The organism is Chitinophaga sp., assembly GCF_035564935.1.
In the GTDB taxonomy this organism is placed as follows: domain Bacteria; phylum Bacteroidota; class Bacteroidia; order Chitinophagales; family Chitinophagaceae; genus Chitinophaga.
Genome location: NZ_DATMTE010000066.1, coordinates 1 through 17,678, shown reverse-complemented (window position 1 = coordinate 17,678; position 17,678 = coordinate 1). Strand labels below are relative to the sequence as shown.

The 17,678-nt window shown below is 48.8% G+C and carries 19 protein-coding genes; 3 read left to right on the top strand and 16 right to left on the bottom strand.

Annotated features, from left to right (window positions below; all coding sequences use genetic code 11):
• Positions 1-122: 122 nt before the first annotated feature.
• Positions 123-875 carry a menaquinone biosynthesis protein gene (locus tag VN105_RS01870; RefSeq protein WP_325637360.1) on the bottom strand — a complete coding sequence of 251 codons (753 nt, stop codon included), beginning with the start codon at positions 873-875 and terminating at the stop codon, positions 123-125.
• A 142-nt stretch (positions 876-1,017) separates the two neighbouring features.
• Here VN105_RS01870 and purB point away from each other — a divergent pair, with 142 nt between their 5' ends.
• Positions 1,018-2,355, top strand: coding sequence for an adenylosuccinate lyase (purB, locus tag VN105_RS01865; protein WP_325637358.1), 1,338 nt, complete (start codon positions 1,018-1,020; stop codon positions 2,353-2,355).
• 403 nt (positions 2,356-2,758) lie between these two features.
• On the opposite strand, the gene VN105_RS01860 is transcribed toward purB, so the two are convergent.
• Positions 2,759-3,109 carry a YraN family protein gene (locus VN105_RS01860; RefSeq protein WP_325637356.1) on the bottom strand — a complete coding sequence of 117 codons (351 nt, stop codon included), beginning with the start codon at positions 3,107-3,109 and terminating at the stop codon, positions 2,759-2,761.
• A gap of 136 nt (positions 3,110-3,245) precedes the next feature.
• On the opposite strand from VN105_RS01860, the gene manA reads away from it, so the two are divergent.
• The gene (manA, locus tag VN105_RS01855; protein WP_325637354.1) at positions 3,246-4,451 is read left to right on the top strand and encodes a mannose-6-phosphate isomerase, class I; all 1,206 of its coding nucleotides are present in this window, start codon (positions 3,246-3,248) and stop codon (positions 4,449-4,451) included.
• A gap of 214 nt (positions 4,452-4,665) precedes the next feature.
• Here the strand turns inward: manA and VN105_RS01850 are convergent, their stop codons facing one another.
• Genes VN105_RS01850 through VN105_RS01830 form a run of 5 tightly spaced genes read right to left on the bottom strand, consistent with a single transcriptional unit; the run spans position 4,666 to position 7,874 of the window.
• Positions 4,666-5,622, bottom strand: coding sequence for an NADP-dependent oxidoreductase (locus VN105_RS01850; RefSeq protein ID WP_325637352.1), 957 nt, complete (start codon positions 5,620-5,622; stop codon positions 4,666-4,668).
• Between the two features lie 36 nt (positions 5,623-5,658).
• Positions 5,659-5,811, bottom strand: a complete 153-nt coding sequence (locus VN105_RS01845) for a hypothetical protein (RefSeq protein WP_325637364.1) — start codon at positions 5,809-5,811, stop codon at positions 5,659-5,661.
• A 38-nt stretch (positions 5,812-5,849) separates the two neighbouring features.
• Positions 5,850-6,926, bottom strand: coding sequence for a DNA polymerase beta superfamily protein (locus VN105_RS01840; RefSeq protein ID WP_325637350.1), 1,077 nt, complete (start codon positions 6,924-6,926; stop codon positions 5,850-5,852).
• Positions 6,916-7,677, bottom strand: coding sequence for a nucleotidyltransferase domain-containing protein (locus tag VN105_RS01835; RefSeq protein WP_325637348.1), 762 nt, complete (start codon positions 7,675-7,677; stop codon positions 6,916-6,918). The genes VN105_RS01840 and VN105_RS01835 overlap by 11 nt, the downstream gene beginning before the upstream one ends.
• Positions 7,674-7,874: a hypothetical protein gene (locus VN105_RS01830; RefSeq protein ID WP_325637346.1), complete on the bottom strand. Its 201-nt coding sequence runs from the start codon at positions 7,872-7,874 to the stop codon at positions 7,674-7,676. The genes VN105_RS01835 and VN105_RS01830 overlap by 4 nt, the downstream gene beginning before the upstream one ends.
• Positions 7,875-8,024: 150 nt before the next feature.
• On the opposite strand from VN105_RS01830, the gene VN105_RS01825 reads away from it, so the two are divergent.
• Positions 8,025-9,329 (top strand): O-acetylhomoserine aminocarboxypropyltransferase/cysteine synthase, encoded by a 1,305-nt coding sequence (locus VN105_RS01825; RefSeq protein ID WP_325637344.1) that lies wholly within the window; start codon positions 8,025-8,027, stop codon positions 9,327-9,329.
• A gap of 44 nt (positions 9,330-9,373) precedes the next feature.
• Here VN105_RS01825 and VN105_RS01820 read toward each other — a convergent pair whose 3' ends face one another.
• The 9 genes from VN105_RS01820 to ureA are packed head-to-tail and all read right to left on the bottom strand — an operon-like array spanning position 9,374 to position 17,610.
• Entirely contained in the window at positions 9,374-11,803 is a 2,430-nt protein-coding gene (locus VN105_RS01820; protein WP_325637342.1) for an AsmA family protein, read from the bottom strand.
• A 45-nt stretch (positions 11,804-11,848) separates the two neighbouring features.
• Positions 11,849-12,553: a hypothetical protein gene (locus VN105_RS01815; RefSeq protein ID WP_325637340.1), complete on the bottom strand. Its 705-nt coding sequence runs from the start codon at positions 12,551-12,553 to the stop codon at positions 11,849-11,851.
• Positions 12,554-12,562: 9 nt separating this feature from the next.
• Positions 12,563-13,342 carry an urease accessory protein UreD gene (locus VN105_RS01810; protein ID WP_325637338.1) on the bottom strand — a complete coding sequence of 260 codons (780 nt, stop codon included), beginning with the start codon at positions 13,340-13,342 and terminating at the stop codon, positions 12,563-12,565.
• Positions 13,339-13,974, bottom strand: a complete 636-nt coding sequence (gene ureG / locus VN105_RS01805) for an urease accessory protein UreG (protein ID WP_325637336.1) — start codon at positions 13,972-13,974, stop codon at positions 13,339-13,341. Before ureG ends, VN105_RS01810 begins: the two co-directional genes overlap by 4 nt.
• Positions 13,975-13,991: 17 nt before the next feature.
• A complete protein-coding gene (locus tag VN105_RS01800) occupies positions 13,992-14,672 on the bottom strand; it encodes an urease accessory protein UreF (protein ID WP_325637334.1) in 681 nt (226 codons plus the stop codon).
• Between the two features lie 5 nt (positions 14,673-14,677).
• Positions 14,678-15,181, bottom strand: a complete 504-nt coding sequence (gene ureE / locus VN105_RS01795) for an urease accessory protein UreE (RefSeq protein WP_325637332.1) — start codon at positions 15,179-15,181, stop codon at positions 14,678-14,680.
• A gap of 12 nt (positions 15,182-15,193) precedes the next feature.
• Complete coding sequence (ureC, locus tag VN105_RS01790; protein ID WP_325637330.1) at positions 15,194-16,915, bottom strand: urease subunit alpha; 1,722 nt, start codon at positions 16,913-16,915, stop codon at positions 15,194-15,196.
• Complete coding sequence (ureB, locus tag VN105_RS01785; protein WP_325637328.1) at positions 16,912-17,286, bottom strand: urease subunit beta; 375 nt, start codon at positions 17,284-17,286, stop codon at positions 16,912-16,914. Before ureB ends, ureC begins: the two co-directional genes overlap by 4 nt.
• Positions 17,287-17,307: 21 nt before the next feature.
• Entirely contained in the window at positions 17,308-17,610 is a 303-nt protein-coding gene (gene ureA / locus VN105_RS01780; protein ID WP_142686997.1) for an urease subunit gamma, read from the bottom strand.
• Positions 17,611-17,678 lie beyond the last annotated feature (68 nt).

The following is a 17,678-nucleotide window of genomic DNA, read 5'->3' as shown; positions in this document are numbered from 1 at the left end:
AATCAGTTTAATCCTGAGTCAGACAACCTTCGCGTATGCTTTGCATACGCGAAGCACCCGCTTAGCACCCGCACTACCCGTGCTCCGGAGGTGGAGGTTATGCGGACAGAAGGTGGACTTGATCATGCAACCCTTTCCTGTAGCAGGTATCCGAGGAATTTCTGCATTCCCTGTCGCTTCGCCGGTGTGAGCGGGTAGCTTATATTATGGACATAGTAAGTAGTGAGATCGTATACTGCGTAAGGGTTTTCGGCCACTACTGCGGGTATGTTCTGTGTACCGATGCCGGTAGCGTTGTTGAATTGCTCTATAAATTCAGCCGGCAGCGGTTTGTTGCTGATCCAGGCGGCGAATATAAAGGGCAGGCTGGTAAAACGCATCCAATACTCTGCCAGATCATAAATATAAGGAGAAATTTTGCGTTGTTCAAGGGCCCGGTCGCCGATCACCAGGCCCGCGTCGGTTCCTTTGATCTTATCCTGGTAAGTGCCGTTGGTGTCCACAAATTCCACATCCAGCTTCCAATATTCGCGTACCAGCACTTTCAGCAGCGCTACCGAGGTGCGGCTCTGGTAATCCAGGTAAATACGTTTGATCTCGTTCAGGGGCACATCGCTGTATAAACATACGGAGGCTACTGGTCCTTCGGCTCCGATACAATAATCTGCTATGATATGATATTCCTTCAGTTTAGGAATAATAGCTACCGGTACCAGCGCTACATCCACCTCTCCATCTATCAGCTGCTGGGCTATTTTAGCGGGATAATCCATCGATAATTCCATCATGTCCATCACCGGGTGATTCCTGAATCCATACAATAAAGGCTTCGTATTCAAATAACTTACAGCCGCAACTTTTACTTTCCGTTCCAATTTCAGTAATTTTGAAGCTGCAAAAGTAATTAAATCCCGGTTAACAAGTTCCAAATGAATAATTGTGGTCCTGTAAATCAGGATTTAGGGAGAACTTGCAGCCATTCAAACATGTTAATAGTAATACTGGAATACATACATTATGCAACTACAACCTTTAACTGCCATTTCTCCGCTGGACGGGCGCTATCGCAAGCAACTGGACGAGCTGGCCAATTATTTTTCTGAATTTGCGTTGATCCGTTACCGTGTGATGGTAGAGGTGGAATATTTTATTGCGCTTTCCGAGCAGAAGCTGTTTACCCTGCCTAAAGCCAAGTTCCCCGCCCTGCGTAAAATTTACCAGGAATTTAGTATCGAGAACGCACAACTGATCAAAGACACAGAGAAAATTACCAACCACGACGTAAAGGCTGTTGAATATTTTCTGAAAAATGAACTGAAAAACCTGGGCCTGGAAGATAAACTGGAATGGGTGCATTTCGGCCTTACTTCACAGGACGTAAACAATACCGCTACCCCCCTGTTCTGGAAAGATGCCATAGAACAGGTTTACATGCCTGCCCTGGCCAACCTGATCCTGGAGCTGAAGAAACTTGGACAGTCGTGGATGAAAGTGCCGATGCTGGCCCGTACCCATGGTCAGCCTGCTTCTCCTACCATTCTGGGCAAAGAGATCCTGGTGTTCGTAGAACGGCTGGAAGGACAGGTGAACCTGCTTGGCCACATTCCTTTTGCAGCAAAGTTTGGCGGCGCTACCGGCAACTTCAATGCACATCACGTGGCTTTCCCGAAGATCAACTGGGAGAAGTTCGGTGAGAAATTCGTGAACACCACGCTGGGTCTGCAACGTATGAAGTATACTACGCAGATTGAGCATTATGATAACATCTCTGCACAGTTTGATGCCCTGAAACGGATCAATACTATATTACTTGACTTCTGCCGTGACGTATGGACTTACATCTCCATGGATTACTTCAAACAAAAGATCAAGAAAAATGAAGTGGGCTCCTCTGCCATGCCGCATAAGGTGAACCCGATCGATTTTGAAAACGCAGAAGGTAACCTCGGACTGGCTAATGCACTGTTTGAACACCTGAGCGCCAAACTGCCCATTTCCCGCCTGCAGCGCGATCTGACCGATTCCACCGTATTGCGTAACCTGGGCGTTCCGTTCGGGCATACCCTGCTGGCTACCAAATCTATTCAGAAAGGACTGGGCAAACTGATCCTGAATGAAGCGAAGCTGAAAAACGACCTGGAAAATAACTGGGCAGTAGTAGCAGAAGCTATTCAAACCGTATTACGCCGCGAAAACTACCCCCAGCCGTATGAAGCACTGAAAGAGCTGACCCGTGGCGGAGAACAGATCACACAAAAAAGCATGCATAAATTTGTGGACGGACTGAAGATCAGCGCAGCCCTCAAAAAAGAACTGAAAGCCATCACACCACATAACTATACAGGTTTGTGGTAAACCTGGAACAGAAAAAGCTCCGTCCTAAAAGACGGAGCTTTTTTTTGACTCCCGAAAGCAATTAATTAACTGCGATCAATGCGTTAGTAGCGTAATAGCCGCGGTTAAACAAACGCTGTTCAATATGTATTAATTTCTATTCCCCTCTTTCTTTTGTTGTTGGTGATCGCCGGTAACTCATCTCTCCTGCAGATAAAAACACACTGCCTGCATAAGGCCGACAGGCCATTGCATCAGGTTTTCCAGGGAAAATGAATCTTGCTTGAAAACTACCGGGATACCGGGGGTGATAACAACTCAGGGGTAGGTTCTAAAAGCTGATGCAAAGATATAGTATTACAAAATAATCATAGACATTTTTTTGTTAATAACCAGTTAATGATAATATGATGAAAACCCGCGCTCAGAACACGTCTTTAAGATGTTCCAGTTCATAGGTATCTCCCGAAAAGGTAATGGCGATAATATCAAACCGGATGGCGGCCGGGCTGAGATCATAATACAGGAGATAATCAGTAGCCACGCTGCGGATATGTTGTTCCTTACGGGCATTCACTGCTTCCTCCGGCCACCCGAAGCGATCTGTACTGCGTGTTTTTACTTCTATAAAATAAATTTGTTTTTCTTTTGCGGCGATGATATCAATTTCCTTCCGGCCGGATCTCCAGTTTACATGCAGGATGTTACAATAGCGGCGAACATAGGCCTGTGCAATTAATTCGCCCCGCTGCCCGAGGGATAAGTGATTTACCATTTTTGCTGTTGGATTTGGGTATTACAAACAATTTACTTCCGGGTGTAGGGAATTATTTATTCCTAACACCTATTTTTGCAGGCATATAAAATTATCGATTCCCTGGTATTTAACAAGTAAAAACAGATTACTATATATGAACTTATTCAGACTGGAAGGAAAAGTACAGCATTACGCATGGGGCGGATATAAATATATTCCTGAGCTGTTGGGAATTACCCCTTCGGATCAGCCAAGCGCGGAATACTGGATGGGAGCGCATCCCAGCGCACCGTCCAATATCGCTACTGCCGGCGGACAGGTACCGTTGAATGAACTGATCAAAACAGACCCGGCTAACATTACCGGCCCGGCAGTATGGGAACGGTTTAAGGAGCTGCCTTTTCTCTTTAAGATCCTGGATGTAAAAGATATGTTATCTATCCAGGTACACCCTACCAAAAGTGAAGCGGAGAAAGGATTTGCAAGGGAGAACGCAGAAGGCATTCCTTTAAATGCGCCTTACCGTAATTATAAAGACGACAACCATAAACCTGAAATTATGGTGGCGCTGAGTGAGTTTTATCTTCTTCACGGTTTCCTTCCGCACGAACAATTGCTGGAAGTACTGAAAACCGTTCCGGAATTTACTTCACTGGTAAGCATATACGAAAAAGAGGGTTACTATGGCCTGTATAAAAACGTGATGGAGATGCCGCAGCCACTGGTGAACATCATTCTCCGCCCGCTTACCGACCGTGTGATCCTTCCCTATAAGGCCAACAAGCTGTCTAAAACCGATCCTGGTTTCTGGGCGGCCCGTGCAGTGCTGAATGATCCCAACAGTAAAGACAAACTGGATCGTGGTATCTTCTCCATCTATTTCTTCAACATCATGCAGGTGCAGCCAGGCGACGCCGTGTTCCAGGACGCAGGTATTCCCCATGCTTACCTGGAAGGCCAGAACGTAGAGCTGATGGCCAATTCAGACAATGTACTGCGTGGAGGTCTTACGCCTAAACATGTAGATGTACCTGAACTCCTGAAACATACCCGTTTCGAAGGCGTGCATCCCCATATTATTAAAGGCGATGTAAGTGCAGATGGACTGGAAAGGATCTACCCTTCCCCCGCGCCTGATTTTGAAGTGAGCAAAATTGACCTCAGCGCCGGACAGGTGTACAAACATACCGCCAAAGCCGCAGAGATATTGATTGTAATAAAAGGCAACGCCACCATTAAAGGCGAAGACACGCTGGCGTTGCAAAAAGGGCAATGCTCCTTTGCAGCTTACGATGCCTCTTACGAGATCAGTACTGATGGCGAGGCGGAGCTGTTTAAGGCAACGGCAGCGAGTATTTAACGCCTTCGGCGTTAAAATTGTCTTGGAGCAGGATTACGCTGATTATACTGATTTTTTTGATTTGATTATGTTGTGTTTTTAAGGATTAATTATTTGATATAAAATAAGGGAGATATAAGCGCACCTGCTTTTATCTCCCTTATTCATTTATAAAATCTCAAAAATCAAATCAAAAAAATCAGTATAATCAGCGTAATCCTGCTCCAAGACAATTTCAATCGCCGAAGGCGATCACCGTTTTGCCTTTGGCTTTCGCCTGCCTGCTTTGCGCGATGGCTGCCGGCACGTCTTCCAGCCTGATCTTATTTTCTACGGGGATGGTGAGTCCTCCCCGGTCGATGATCAGCGTGAGCGTATCCAGCGATGCAGCGCTGCCTTGCGTTTCGAAGTTGCCGCCGTGAATATTCCTGCTTTTCAGCGCTTCCTCTTTTGCCACAAAGGTGGTGGTAAGTGCGCCGCTGCCGGGTTTCAGCAGGTCGAGGTTGGCTTCAAACCCTTCACCGTTGCTGATGAGGTCCAGCAGGCCGTCAACCCCGTTGGGGTACTTTTCTCTTACCTGTGCGGTTAGCGATGCTGTTTTATAGTTGATGGTTTCCGCTGCACCCAGTTGCTTCATTCTTGCTGCGCCGGCATCGTCGGAAACGGTGGCGATCACGTGTATGCCCTGTGCTGCCGCCAGTTGCACGGCAAATGAGCCTACACCGCCTGTAGCGCCAACAATGAGCAGGGTATTGCCTTCCTGGAGGTCCAGTTTATCCAGCATTTGCTGGGCGGTCATACCGGAAGTAGGCACTGCTGCCGCTTCTACTGCTGATATGGAGGTTGGCGCTTTGGTAATACCTGATTTCTCAGGCACAATTGCATATTCCGCATAAGAGCCTTCCCCGATCGGCGAATGAATAAACTGGCCGTAGATCTTATCTCCTACCTTAAACCGGGTAACGCCCTCTCCCACTTCTTCTATGGTACCGGCGCCATCTACGCCCATGATAAGCGGAAACTGGTGTTTCATTTTCCCGTCATCCATAATACCATCGATCATTTTCCAATCGAATGGATTCATACCGGCGGCAGCTACCTTTACCAGCACGGTTCCTGGTCGTACTGCGGGTTTCGGAAGATCCATCACCACAGGAATGTCTTTGAATTTTGATACGGCTACGGCTTTCATAATCATATTTTTTTATGTAGATAGATGCGTTTACGGTTACAGTCTCGGATCCACGGGTTCACTCTCCAGCGCTAAAATACCAAATACACATTGATGTACCAGCTGCAGAGGCGCATTATTTACAAACCGGTCCAGCCCCTCCAGGCCCAGCGCGTATTCCCGCAGTGCCAGGGAGCGTTTGCCAGACAGTTTACGGCTGCGCAGGCGGGTGAGGTTTTCGGAATTGTCTAACTCTCCCGGACATAAAATTCCTCTCTTATGCTGATCAGCAGTGAGGCAGCCAGTTCGGGGTCAGGCTGATCCGGAAGATCTGAAGCCGCATACAACTGTTCCATGTCATTTAATTTACGGGTAGCCATTTCCAGCAGCTCCTCATAGCTAAACTCCCCTTTGCGGATACGCAGCAGGAAATCGCGGTCGTTGCGGTATACACGTACCTCTTTATGCAATGCAATTTCCTCCGCCATGGCAAGAAGGCGAAAGGTATGCATCATGTGTTTACTGTCGTAATCCGCACCTAATTCCCGGTTATGTTCGTAACGGGCTTCGTTACGAAGCTCCACCCATTGCCAGTAGGCGGCGAAGTCTTTGCAGTACACTGTATAACCATCTTTGTTAAACTGCATAATGGCGAGTGGGTCTGTTCCTCCCGGCACGCTGCTGAGCTGTACATCATTGGCATCTGCACCGGAGAAGATCCCTTTAAAGGCCACCCCGGGTTCAAACTGGCTGTGGTGATACAATGCATACACATCCCGGAAATGATCGATGCGGGCAAGCCCACAGTCTTCCTGTGCGAAGCCGTTTTCGTACAGCCATTCGCGTAAAGGAATGCTTTGGGCGCCTGCTATTACGTAGCAGAACTCAATCACTTCTTTACGGGTTGTTCCGTGCGACTGGTTAATCTTTTTATTCAGTCCTTTTGCTTTCTTTATCTGTGTTTTGGCATAACCGGCAAAGGTTTCCAGGCATAGCTTCGACAGGAAATCCTCCGGCCGTACCAGGTTCATCAACGGATGCCTGAACAGCTGGTTGGCATTGGTGGTGCTCAGCAGCTCCAGGATATTGGGGTTGTTTTTTTCCAGCAGTTCCAGGAAGCGTTTTATTTCAAAGTACACTTCATCGTTGCTTTCATTGGCCACCTGCGGCGTGTAGGTCATGCCGTACAATTCCTTTTGCGGCAGTATGAACACGCCTTTGATATCCGTATCAGAAGTGGGCACCTGCAGGTTATACGCCTTACTCCCGCTGATGCATTCCAGCAGGATGTATTCCCGTTGCTGTTGCAGTGATTCAAAAGTCATACGAAATATATTTCCGGAAAAGCTGGTCCAGCTCTGTAGTATCATTCTTTACTGCGGGCAGCTCCGCCGCCTGTATTCTACAATCTTCCAATGCATAGGCCATCCACTGGTGCAGTGTCGGATCCGGCGCCACAGTGGCTTGTTCGTCGGCCCCGGCTTTTATTTCCAGCAGTTTATCAATAGTAGCCTGGATAGCAGCATCGGTGATCAGCGTGCGCAATGGTGCAAACTCCATGGGCGGAACGCCTTTACCGGCCAGGATCCACTGGCATGCCAGCAATGGGCGTAATACATAAAAGTACTTCTTCAGTTTCACCGCCTCTCCCTGTAGTTCGTTGGAGAAAACGTTGAAGGCCATGGACAGGTAGTGATGACAACCCGAACGTGGAGAGAAATATTTCTCCATGAGGCTGGTCATGGTTTGTTTGAAGTCTGTTTCCTCCTGGTAAATAATGGGCGATTGCAGCCACTCGTACAGCGGGGCATTGGATTTCAGGAACAGCTGTAATCCTTTGCGGATATCCCATCCGCTGATATCAAGTACTTCATCCACTGGTAATTCAATTACATCCCGTGGCTCCGCAATACTCAGGTAACTATCCCGGCGCCGGGTATAAATGTAGCGCACATCGTAATCGCTGTCCGGTGAAGCAAAGCCCCAGGCACGGCTTCCCGATTCGCATGCATACAATACTTTTACCTGGTGTTCCTGTTCCAGTTCCTTTATCTTTTCTAAAATAATGTCTCTCATAATGATCGTTTAAATAAAGCCAGTTGGCTGGGCCTTCCCAGCGTTTCATCTGTGCAGGAATGGTTTGTCGCTTCCGGGTAAAAGATATGCGCACTCCCTGCAGTCAGCTCAACGGTTTGCACTTTTGCGGGATGTTTGTGCAACAGATAACCCAGGTCTGTAGCGGGGTAACGTTTACTAGTAGTAGTTAATAACATCGGTCTGCTGTGTTCTTCCCGGAACACTCTTTTTATTGTAATAGTGCCGAAGATATTATTTTTTGTGTGAGGATAGCGTTAAATATTTTGTTATTTCAATTAGTCCACTATATTTGTAGACTTATACTCAAACCTTTAAATCTTCCGGTTATGTCTAATAAGCCATTACATTTCGACACTTTACAGGTACATGCAGGTTATCAGCCTGAATCCTCTACCCATGCAGCCGCGGTGCCTATTTATCAAACTACTTCCTATACTTTCGACAGTGCGGAGCATGCGGCCGACCTGTTCCAGCTGAAACAGTTTGGCAACATTTACACCCGTATCATGAATCCGACCACGGATGTATTTGAGAAAAGGGTGGCGGCGCTGGAAGGCGGTGTAGGTGCACTGGCGGTGGCTTCGGGGCAGGCGGCACAGTTTATAGCGCTGCATAATATCCTGTTGCCCGGCGACAATTTTGTTACCTCTTCCTACCTGTACGGCGGTACTTTTAACCAGTTTAAAGTGAGTTTCAAACGTATTGGCGTGGAGGCCCGTTTTGCGGATCTTGATAACCCGGCAAGCTTTGAGGCATTGATCGATGAAAAAACAAAGGCGATCTATGTGGAAACCATCGGGAACCCGGGGTTTGCCATTCCTGATTTTGAAAAGATCAGCGCCATTGCGCGTAAGCATGATATTCCGCTGGTAGTGGACAATACATTTGGCGCAGCGGGTTATTTAAGCCGCCCGCTGGAGCATGGGGCCAATGTGGTAGTAGAAGCTGCCACCAAATGGATTGGCGGTCATGGTACCAGCATTGGCGGTATCATTGTGGATGGCGGGAACTATAACTGGGGCAATGGTAAATTTGTGCAGTTCAGCGAGCCGGATGAGGCTTATCATGGTATGAAGTTCTGGGAAGTGTTCGGGTCGCACAGCCCGTTTGGCAACATTGCCTACATTATCCGTGCGCGTGTGGCCGGCCTGCGGAGCTGGGGACCGGCACTGGCGCCACAGAACTCCTTCCTGTTCCTGCAGGGACTGGAAACCCTCTCCCTCCGGGTACAACGAACGGTAGATAACGCATTGGCATTAGCCCAATGGCTGCAGCAACATCCGCAGGTAGAATCTGTTAACTATCCCGGGCTGCCGGATAATAAATACCATGCACTGGCAAAGAAGTACCTGCAAAATGGCTTTGGCGGCGTATTGAGCTTTAAGATCAAAGGCGGTAAGGAAACGGCGGATAAATTCGTACAGGCGTTGAAGTTAATCTACCATCTTGCCAACGTAGGCGATTCCAAAACACTGATCATTCACCCCGCTACCACTACACACCAGCAACTCAGCGAGGAAGAACAAAAGAAGGCAGGTGTAGCACCCGGTGTATTGCGCATTTCACTGGGCATTGAGCATATCAGTGATATTAAGGGAGATATTGAACAGGCGTTTCAAACAATTGCCTGAAAATAGCGGCCGTGGTTGTTGTAACTGTTGCAACAGCCACGGTTTTATTCATTGTCTTTTTTACCAAGCTTGATCTTTACCTTTCCATCCTTTTCAGAAACCGCACGCAGGTGTATTACAATCCCCTTCCTGCTGCGTTTGCGTTTCTCTTCCCTGTCGGTTATCGCAGAATCTTTCGCCGGGTTCCTCAATGGAATATCCAGGTTAATATTGGTACCTCCATCTATCCCATACACGCCGTTCACATCAATATTGATGGCGCTGGAAGCAATGCGCATAGGCGGGATCAGGATCTTGTTTCCCTGCACCTGGAAGGTATTAGAGAGGTTTTCAATGGTGATGCTATCAAGGTGGCGTTTACGGAAAGCGAAAATACCGATATCCGTCAAAGGGCCGAAGTTGACCAGCGCCCCGTTCTTCAGGTTAAAATTGATGGAGCCGTAAAGGGAGTTTTTCGCAAGACTTCCGTTATCCAGCACATTTCCTTTCAGGTTTACTTTCGCCGACACATTTCCTTTCAGGTTATCCGATTTAAGCGACGACATACCGAAGTTATCGAATGCGTAAAACAGCTGGCTGATATGTACATTATTCACGGTGGCGTTCATATTGAAATTGTTGTTATTTCCCTGCTGGTGAAGCGCTCCGGTCAGCTGCATATTTCCGCCTGCATGCTGCAGTGCAATTTGCTTTAACAGTATATCCGTGCTCGTTAGTTGTACGGAGGCTTTTACATTCTGCGCGGTAAAGCGCTGGTAAATGATCTTATCCAGCTGCACCTGCATCACTACATTACTGGAAGCCAGTACCACATCCAGTTGCCTGTTCACGCGGCTCATCCTGGCCTTTTGCTGACTGCGGGATGCTTTCACTTTCCGGCGCGGCGCCAGGAAGCTTTTAAATTCATTCAGGTCTGCCAGCTGGCTGCGGATATTCCAGGTGAGTTCAATTTTTTCCGGTGTGGTAAAGTACAGGTTGAGGAGGTTTTTCACCATACCATCCATCTGCAGGTTACTCTTTTGTGTTTGTATGTGGATGTTTTCCAGCAGCAGATCCTGCCCGGTAAAACGCAGGGAGGCATTGGCATCGTGAAAAGATAAGTTACGCGGCAGATAGGTAAATGCGCCTTGCTTTATGTGCACTACTCCTTCCAGGGAGGAAGGGGTATTATCGCTTGCCAGCACGGGACCGGTGTAATACAAGTCTGCATTGGCATTGCCTTCCTTAAACAATATGGGGCTTTCATCAGGCCCGCTGTTCAGGTTCGTTAGCGGGAAATCCGACCGGAAATGTCCATGCAGCAAAGGTTGCTTCAGGTTTACCACCCGGATGGTATCTGCTTTCAGCGGCGCCCCTGCCAGGGTAGCGCTCAATCCGAAAATATTAACGGCCGAGTTTTCATCGTTGTGGCCCTGGCCCGGCAGCACTTCGTTATTAAACCTGCCGGTGAAGTTACAATTGGTCCATTCGCCCATTGTGCTCACCAGTACATTGTTGGTGGTTTTCCAGGTAATGAGCACCCTGGGGGTATCCCGGTATTTCATATGCCCGTCGAGGTTAGCCTCTGCATCCAATGGTTTGGTGAGCGTAATGCTGCTCAGTTTCGTGCTGATATTGGGCGATAACCAGGAAGCGGCATCATGCAGCAATACCTGGTTGGCATTAATTTTCAGGTGGAAGGGCGGCGGCTTTTCGCCAAAGCCAAATTGCCCGGTGATCAGCACCGGGTGATCATCTATCCGGATCTCCTGTTGCGGTATGTGAAGGATCTTTGTGCGTTTATTGAAGATAACGGAGAGGTTTAACTGCATTTTTTTATCTTTCAGATAACTTCCTTTGGTGGTATTAAAAGCAAAACTTTTAGACAGGATATCCGATATCATGGTAAACCGGATACTGGTATCCGTAGCCTCCATTTTGCCATCCAGCTGGTGTATATCCAGTTGGAATAGTTTAAACTTCTGCCGGTTATCTATAATAAAACTGATATTCTTTAACATCAGCTTACTGATATTCGCGTCTTTTGCGTCTTTATTCTTCTTTTCCGGGGCCGGTTTCCGTTGCAGCACATAGGTGTTGGAATAGCCGGTGGTATCGGTATACAGGAAGATGGTACCCTCCTGCAGGCTGATTTCACTTACATCTACGTGTTTGCGTAACAGTGATAACGTATTCACCCGTACGAAAATGTAATTCACATCCAGCAATGGGTGATGATGCTGCTGAAAGAGGCTATCTTCCAGCACTACCTTCTTCAGGGCGATAGATACGTTGGGGAAGCTTTTCAACAGGGAAGGCTCCATATCGCCGATACGGATATTCCCGCTCAGGCGATCATTCAGCTGGGCGGTGATCTGTTTAAGGAAATTATCTTTATTGGCATGTATGTACCAGGTCATCCCCAGGAATAACAACACCAGGAGTGCGATAAATATACCGCCGGCAATAAGGATGATCCGGAGCCATTTTCTCATGTGGTAAAGGTTTATCTGCTATAACAGCCTGAGCTGCTAAACAGTTCACCAACCCATAAAAACCATGCCCGTTCCACAGAGTGTAACAGCAGCGCCGCTGATAGCGGCCATGTATCTTTCAGTGGCAACGGGTTTCATGAGGGAAAACCCATAGTATCCCAATAGCACCATGATGATCATGGTAAGGATTGTAAAAAATGTAAACGTGGCAATCAGCATCACAATGCCGGGTACAGATTGTTGCGCTGCCGGGTAAAATAATAAAGGCAGTAATGGTTCCGATGGCCCCATCACGAATATCACGAACAAAATCCACGGCGTTACGCGGATCCTTTTCTGCGGCGCCACATACGCTTCATTGTGGCGATGCTGGTACACATACATATCTCCGTCGTCATACACATCAAAATGTTTATGCGGCCTGTTGGCAATGGCTTTATACAATCCCCAGATGAGGTAAAAAAGCCCCAATATCAGCAATGCCCATCCTGCAATGCCGCCACGTACTTCCGTGATGGCGGTAAAACGGGATAACTGCCATCCCAGCACCACTCCTATCATACCAATAACCAGTGAGCTCATTACATGCCCCAGGCCACAGAGCGCCGTCCACCCGATGGTTTTAGCCACCGACCAATTACGGGTACGGGAAAAAACGATAAAGGGCACATAATGATCCGGTCCGGAGGCGGTATGAAGACAGCTGATGGTAACTGCCGTCAGCAATAAACTGTTATCGATAAATGACATACGGTTGTTTTAAACGGGTAAATGTTTCGCCAGCTGCTGCTGGCATTCAAATAGTTGCTCTCCGCTGTGGCCCAGCATTCTTACCATGATACCATTACCTTCGGTACGGGTAACGCCGGCCAGGATACCGGGTTGTTGTTCGAGGTAACGGTGAAGGCTATCCGTGATTTCCGTAATGGATGCTTCTTCACAGGTATCGAAATACAGGAAAGTTGCCTGGTGGGTGTATTCTTCCAGCCAGCCCATTGCCTGGAAACTGGTAACGCCGGGCTGCATCAGGAGGTTATCCATCAGTAACAGCTGCGTTCCTGAAAACACGCGGGTAATGCTGTGCAGTTTTTTAAACAGGAATACTTCCCCGTTTAGCTTGCGTCCGCAGGTAATGATCTCTCCCCATACAAGACGGCAATTGTCCGCCAGGTACAGGTTCGTATAGCCGGTATAGGCAGCCTTTTCATGCGGCACCAGCGGATGCGGCAAAAAGGTGAATGTGCTGCCTGGCTGCAGGTGAACTTCCATTTCCTGGGTGGCGCCGGTTTCCATGTTAAACAGCCGCTGATAGGCCTGTGTTTGCAGGTGTAAATCGGTGCCGGCGGCTACGGTGATCTCCATCCGGTAATGATCTTTATCCAACATGCCGGGCGAAGAGCTCATCATCATGAGGCGTAATACCGGGTCGCTGCGCTCCTCCCGCACATTGGCCACTTTAAAAGGCCTTGTGCAAAAGCACTCCTTCAGGTAAGTGCTGTTATCTCTTTTGCCCGTTAATATCTTCAGTTCACTGATCATGTAAGGAGATTAGGCGCTGCAATGTCTTCCAGTAAGGCGTATCTTTTGATCCAGCTGATCACGTTATCCAGTCCTGTGCCGCTCATAAGATCTGTGAATACGAAGGGTTGTCCGTTCCTCATTTTGCGGGCGTCCCTTTCCATTACGCCGAGATCTGCATGTACATATGGGGCCAGGTCAATTTTATTGATCACCAGCAGGTTGGAACGGGTAATACCCGGACCTCCTTTACGGGGTATTTTATCCCCTTCCGCCACGTCTATTACAAAAATGGTTACATCGGCCAGGTCGGGGCTGAAAGTGGCGGAAAGGTTATCCCCACCGCTTTCAATGAACACGATCTCAATATTTGGGAAGCGGCGTACCATTTCTTCCACCGCCTCCAGGTTCATACTGGCATCTTCCCGGATCGCGGTATGCGGACAGCCGCCGGTTTCCACGCCAATGATCCTTTCCGGGGGCAGCAGGCTGTTCTTTGTAAGGAACTCCGCATCTTCCTTTGTATAAATATCATTGGTGATCACCGCCACCTGGTAGTGCTGCGCCATTTGCCTTGTCAGGCGCTCAATGAGCGCTGTTTTGCCCGAACCTACCGGGCCGGCCACTCCTACTTTTATATATTCTCTGCTCATGGTATGAATAATTATAATTACGACATATACAACCGGCTGTACAGGCGTTCGTGTTGCATGCTGCGGATGTCAAATGCGGCATTACACAGCCCGAGCAACGATCTATCCGGTTGTAGCGTAGCTTCCGTCAGTTCTTCCAGTAACGGTTGCAGGTCAAAGATGATATCTTGTCCGTCCATTTGCCCCAGGGGCACCAGTTTCACGCAATTAGTCACCATGCCCATAGCGGCGTTATAATAAAAGCCAAACAAGGCTGCCTGTAATGAGATACCGGTGAGGTATGCATAGATCCCGAATGCCAGGCTGTAATGCGGGCTGCTACCGGTCACCGTTTCAAACCGTGTTACCAGTTCGCTGGCGTACCTGCGGCTAAAGATGCGCGTAAGCCGGGCGCCCAGTTTCCGGCTGGCTTCCCGCAGCTCCCGTGGCGCTTTTACAGCGGTACACAGCTGTTGCAGCTCCAACAATTCATCCAGGTTATTTTGTGCGGTGGCGGTATAGGCCAGGCTCATAAATGCAGCATCGTTATAGCGCATATTGTTTTGCAGCATGTTACGTACAAAGGTGGCGGCCGTTGCCGCATTATGCACCAGGCCCTGTTGTACAAAGGTTTCCAGCCCGGCGGAATGTGTGTAGCCGCCAATGGGCAGTGTGCTGTCTGCCAGGTGTAATAAGCTGCCCGGGTAATGCTGTTCCATATATGTTATTTTGACGCCAGTTCCAGGATCTTTTCAAAAAACGAAGGGCCGTTGTTCCCGTGCGTATGTGGTTGCACGTTAGTACGCAGGATATGCAGCAACTTACGCCGTTCCTTTACCACCGGGTAACCTGCGGCATGCAACCAGCGGTACAGCGGCTCGTCGGCAGGGATAAGCAATTGCTCGTTTTCGAGGAAAAGCGGCAGGTGTTTGTTGCCGATCTCGTAGCATACCTTTGCCATTTCCCCCATGTTGCGCGGGCTGATCACAATGGCTTCACAGGGAAGAATGTCTACCACGATCACCAGGTCATCGTCCTGGTAAAGGATATCATTTTGCTTCAGGTGCTGTCCTTCCCGGGTAAACTTCAATGCCACTTCCCGTCCGCCGGCAGTATGTTTCCGCTGAATGCGCCGGGAGGTTTCAAACCATTCCAGCGGCAGCAGGTCTGTTTCTTTGCTGCTGCGTGTATGCGTATCCGTATTTCCTATGATTTCCCTTACCAGCATATCATCTGCGGATTAAAATAAAAAATAGCGTTGTGCCAGCGACAGTTCCTTCAGTGGCTCGCAGGTAATTTTTTCTCCGTCTACCCGCACTTCATATGTTTCGGGATTGACCGTGATATCAGGTGTTTTGTCGTTATGCACCAGGTCTTTTTTGGAGATATTACGGCAGTTGCTCACGGGCAGCAGCTGCTTCTGCAAACCGTATGCTTCCTTAATCCCTTTCTCTAACGACAACGCAGATACGAATAAAACGCTGGTATGCAGCAATGCTTTTCCATGCGCGCCAAACATGTGGCGGTATATCACCGGTTGCGGCGTGGGAATCGAAGCGTTGGGATCGCCCATGCGACTGGCATTGATCATACCACCCTTGATGATCATCTCCGGTTTTACGCCAAAGAAGGCGGGCTTCCACAGCACCAAGTCGGCCATCTTACCAGGTTCCAGCGAACCGATATGTGTAGAGATACCATGTGCAATGGCCGGGTTGATGGTATATTTGGCAATGTATCTTTTTACGCGGAAGTTATCGTTATCGCTGTGTTTATCTTCTTCCAGCGCGCCGCGTTGTTTCTTCATTTTATCGGCGGTTTGCCAGGTGCGTATAATCACTTCGCCAATGCGGCCCATTGCCTGTGAGTCGGAGCTCATGATGCTGAATACGCCCATATCGTGCAGGATATCTTCTGCGGCAATGGTTTCCGGCCGGATGCGGGAGTCTGCAAATGCTACGTCTTCCGGCACTTTTTTATCGAGGTGATGGCAAACCATGAGCATATCGAGGTGTTCATCGATGGTGTTTACCGTGTAGGGCCTGGTGGGATTGGTAGATGCGGGCAATACATTCGGGAAGGAGGCTGCGCGGATAATATCCGGTGCATGGCCCCCACCTGCGCCTTCCGTATGGAAGGTATGAATTACGCGGCCGTTAATAGCGTTGAGGGTATCTTCCAGGAAGCCGGCTTCATTCAGCGTATCGGTGTGGATGGCAATCTGCACATCCAGTTCATCCGCCACTTTCAGGGAGGCATCAATTACGGCGGGTGTAGCGCCCCAGTCTTCATGAATTTTCAGTCCAAGTGCACCGGCTTCGATCTGTTCCACCAGTGGCGCCGTAGTAGCGCAATTCCCTTTACCAAAGAAGCCGAGGTTTACGGGATATGCTTCCGCTGCCTGCAGCATGCGTTGTATATTCCATTTACCCGGTGTAACCGTAGTGGCGCTGGTACCATCTGCCGGACCGGTACCGCCGCCTATGAGCGTGGTTACGCCGCTGAAAAGCGCATGATCTACCTGTTGTGGGCATATGAAGTGAATATGTGTATCGATGCCACCGGCAGTAGCAATCAGGTTGGCGCCGTTGTGTACTTCCGTAGAAGCACCGATGATGAGTTGTGGATGTACGCCGTCCATGGTGTCGGGATTCCCTGCCTGTCCTACAGCAACGATCTTCCCGTCTTTGATCCCTATATCTCCCTTAACAATTCCCCAGTGATCGATGATGATCACATTGGTGATCACAAAATCCAGCACGCCTTCACTGCGCAGGGCGGTGGCCGATTGCGCCATCCCGTCCCTTACGCTTTTCCCCCCGCCGAATTTGCTTTCGTCGCCATAAACGTTGTAATCTTTTTCTATTTCTATAATCAGGTCTGTGTCTGCCAGTCGCACGCGATCACCGGTAGTAGGACCATACATATTTACATACTTTGTTTTGCTGATGTGCAGGCTCATAATTGTCCGGATTTAAAATGGAGGGAATCGGCTTTGGCAATAGCGGCTTCTTTTACAGCGGGATCAGTGGTATCGCCGTTGACCAGGTTATTGATACCGATCACTTTCCTGGCGCCGCCCAGTGCTACCAGTTCCACTTCTTTGGCTTCGCCCGGTTCAAAGCGCACTGCATTGCCGGAAGGAATATTTAGCCGCATACCGAAGGCGGCTTCCCTGGGGAATAACATCATACGGTTCACTTCAAAAAAATGGCAATGGGAGCCAATCTGCACGGGTCTGTCGCCGGTGTTGACCACACTGATCCGGACTGTTCTCCGGCCGGCATTGGCAATGATATCTTCTTTCTTTAAAAAATATTCCCCGGGGATCATGGTTGTAATATTTAGTAATGATTAACGGATAGGATCATGTACAGTTACCAGTTTGGTACCATCGGGAAAGGTGGCTTCGATCTGTACTTCATGGATCATTTCGGGCACTCCCTCCATTACATCTTCACGGGTAAGGATAGTAGCGCCATAGTGCATGAGGGCGGCCACAGAATTGCCATCGCGCGCGGCTTCCATTAAGCGGCTGCTGATAAGCGCTATGGCTTCCGGGTAGTTCAGGCGCAGTCCTCTTGCTTTCCTCTTCTCGGCCAGTTCCCCGGCCAGGTGCAGTAATAATTTTTCGGTTTCCCGTGCAGTCAGGTGCATATGAATAGATTGTTGTGTAAAACTTATTACCGGGAGATTGGCGGGTGTATGAAAGGAAGTGTATGAAA

What these genes read in the sequence shown, in the direction of transcription:
- VN105_RS01800 (WP_325637334.1), bottom strand. Translation starts at nt 14,672, where the DNA reads ATGGAACAGCATTACCCGGGCAGCTTATTACACCTGGCAGACAGCACA.
- VN105_RS01860 (WP_325637356.1), bottom strand. Translation starts at nt 3,109, where the DNA reads ATGGTAAATCACTTATCCCTCGGGCAGCGGGGCGAATTAATTGCACAG.
- VN105_RS01820 (WP_325637342.1), bottom strand. Translation starts at nt 11,803, where the DNA reads ATGAGAAAATGGCTCCGGATCATCCTTATTGCCGGCGGTATATTTATC.
- ureB (WP_325637328.1), bottom strand. Translation starts at nt 17,286, where the DNA reads ATGATCCCCGGGGAATATTTTTTAAAGAAAGAAGATATCATTGCCAAT.
- VN105_RS01850 (WP_325637352.1), bottom strand. Translation starts at nt 5,622, where the DNA reads ATGAAAGCCGTAGCCGTATCAAAATTCAAAGACATTCCTGTGGTGATG.
- VN105_RS01835 (WP_325637348.1), bottom strand. Translation starts at nt 7,677, where the DNA reads ATGAGAGACATTATTTTAGAAAAGATAAAGGAACTGGAACAGGAACAC.
- VN105_RS01815 (WP_325637340.1), bottom strand. Translation starts at nt 12,553, where the DNA reads ATGTCATTTATCGATAACAGTTTATTGCTGACGGCAGTTACCATCAGC.
- VN105_RS01840 (WP_325637350.1), bottom strand. Translation starts at nt 6,926, where the DNA reads ATGACTTTTGAATCACTGCAACAGCAACGGGAATACATCCTGCTGGAA.
- ureG (WP_325637336.1), bottom strand. Translation starts at nt 13,974, where the DNA reads ATGAGCAGAGAATATATAAAAGTAGGAGTGGCCGGCCCGGTAGGTTCG.
- VN105_RS01830 (WP_325637346.1), bottom strand. Translation starts at nt 7,874, where the DNA reads ATGTTATTAACTACTACTAGTAAACGTTACCCCGCTACAGACCTGGGT.
- VN105_RS01825 (WP_325637344.1), top strand. Translation starts at nt 8,025, where the DNA reads ATGTCTAATAAGCCATTACATTTCGACACTTTACAGGTACATGCAGGT.
- purB (WP_325637358.1), top strand. Translation starts at nt 1,018, where the DNA reads ATGCAACTACAACCTTTAACTGCCATTTCTCCGCTGGACGGGCGCTAT.
- ureE (WP_325637332.1), bottom strand. Translation starts at nt 15,181, where the DNA reads ATGCTGGTAAGGGAAATCATAGGAAATACGGATACGCATACACGCAGC.
- ureA (WP_142686997.1), bottom strand. Translation starts at nt 17,610, where the DNA reads ATGCACCTGACTGCACGGGAAACCGAAAAATTATTACTGCACCTGGCC.
- VN105_RS01810 (WP_325637338.1), bottom strand. Translation starts at nt 13,342, where the DNA reads ATGATCAGTGAACTGAAGATATTAACGGGCAAAAGAGATAACAGCACT.
- manA (WP_325637354.1), top strand. Translation starts at nt 3,246, where the DNA reads ATGAACTTATTCAGACTGGAAGGAAAAGTACAGCATTACGCATGGGGC.
- ureC (WP_325637330.1), bottom strand. Translation starts at nt 16,915, where the DNA reads ATGAGCCTGCACATCAGCAAAACAAAGTATGTAAATATGTATGGTCCT.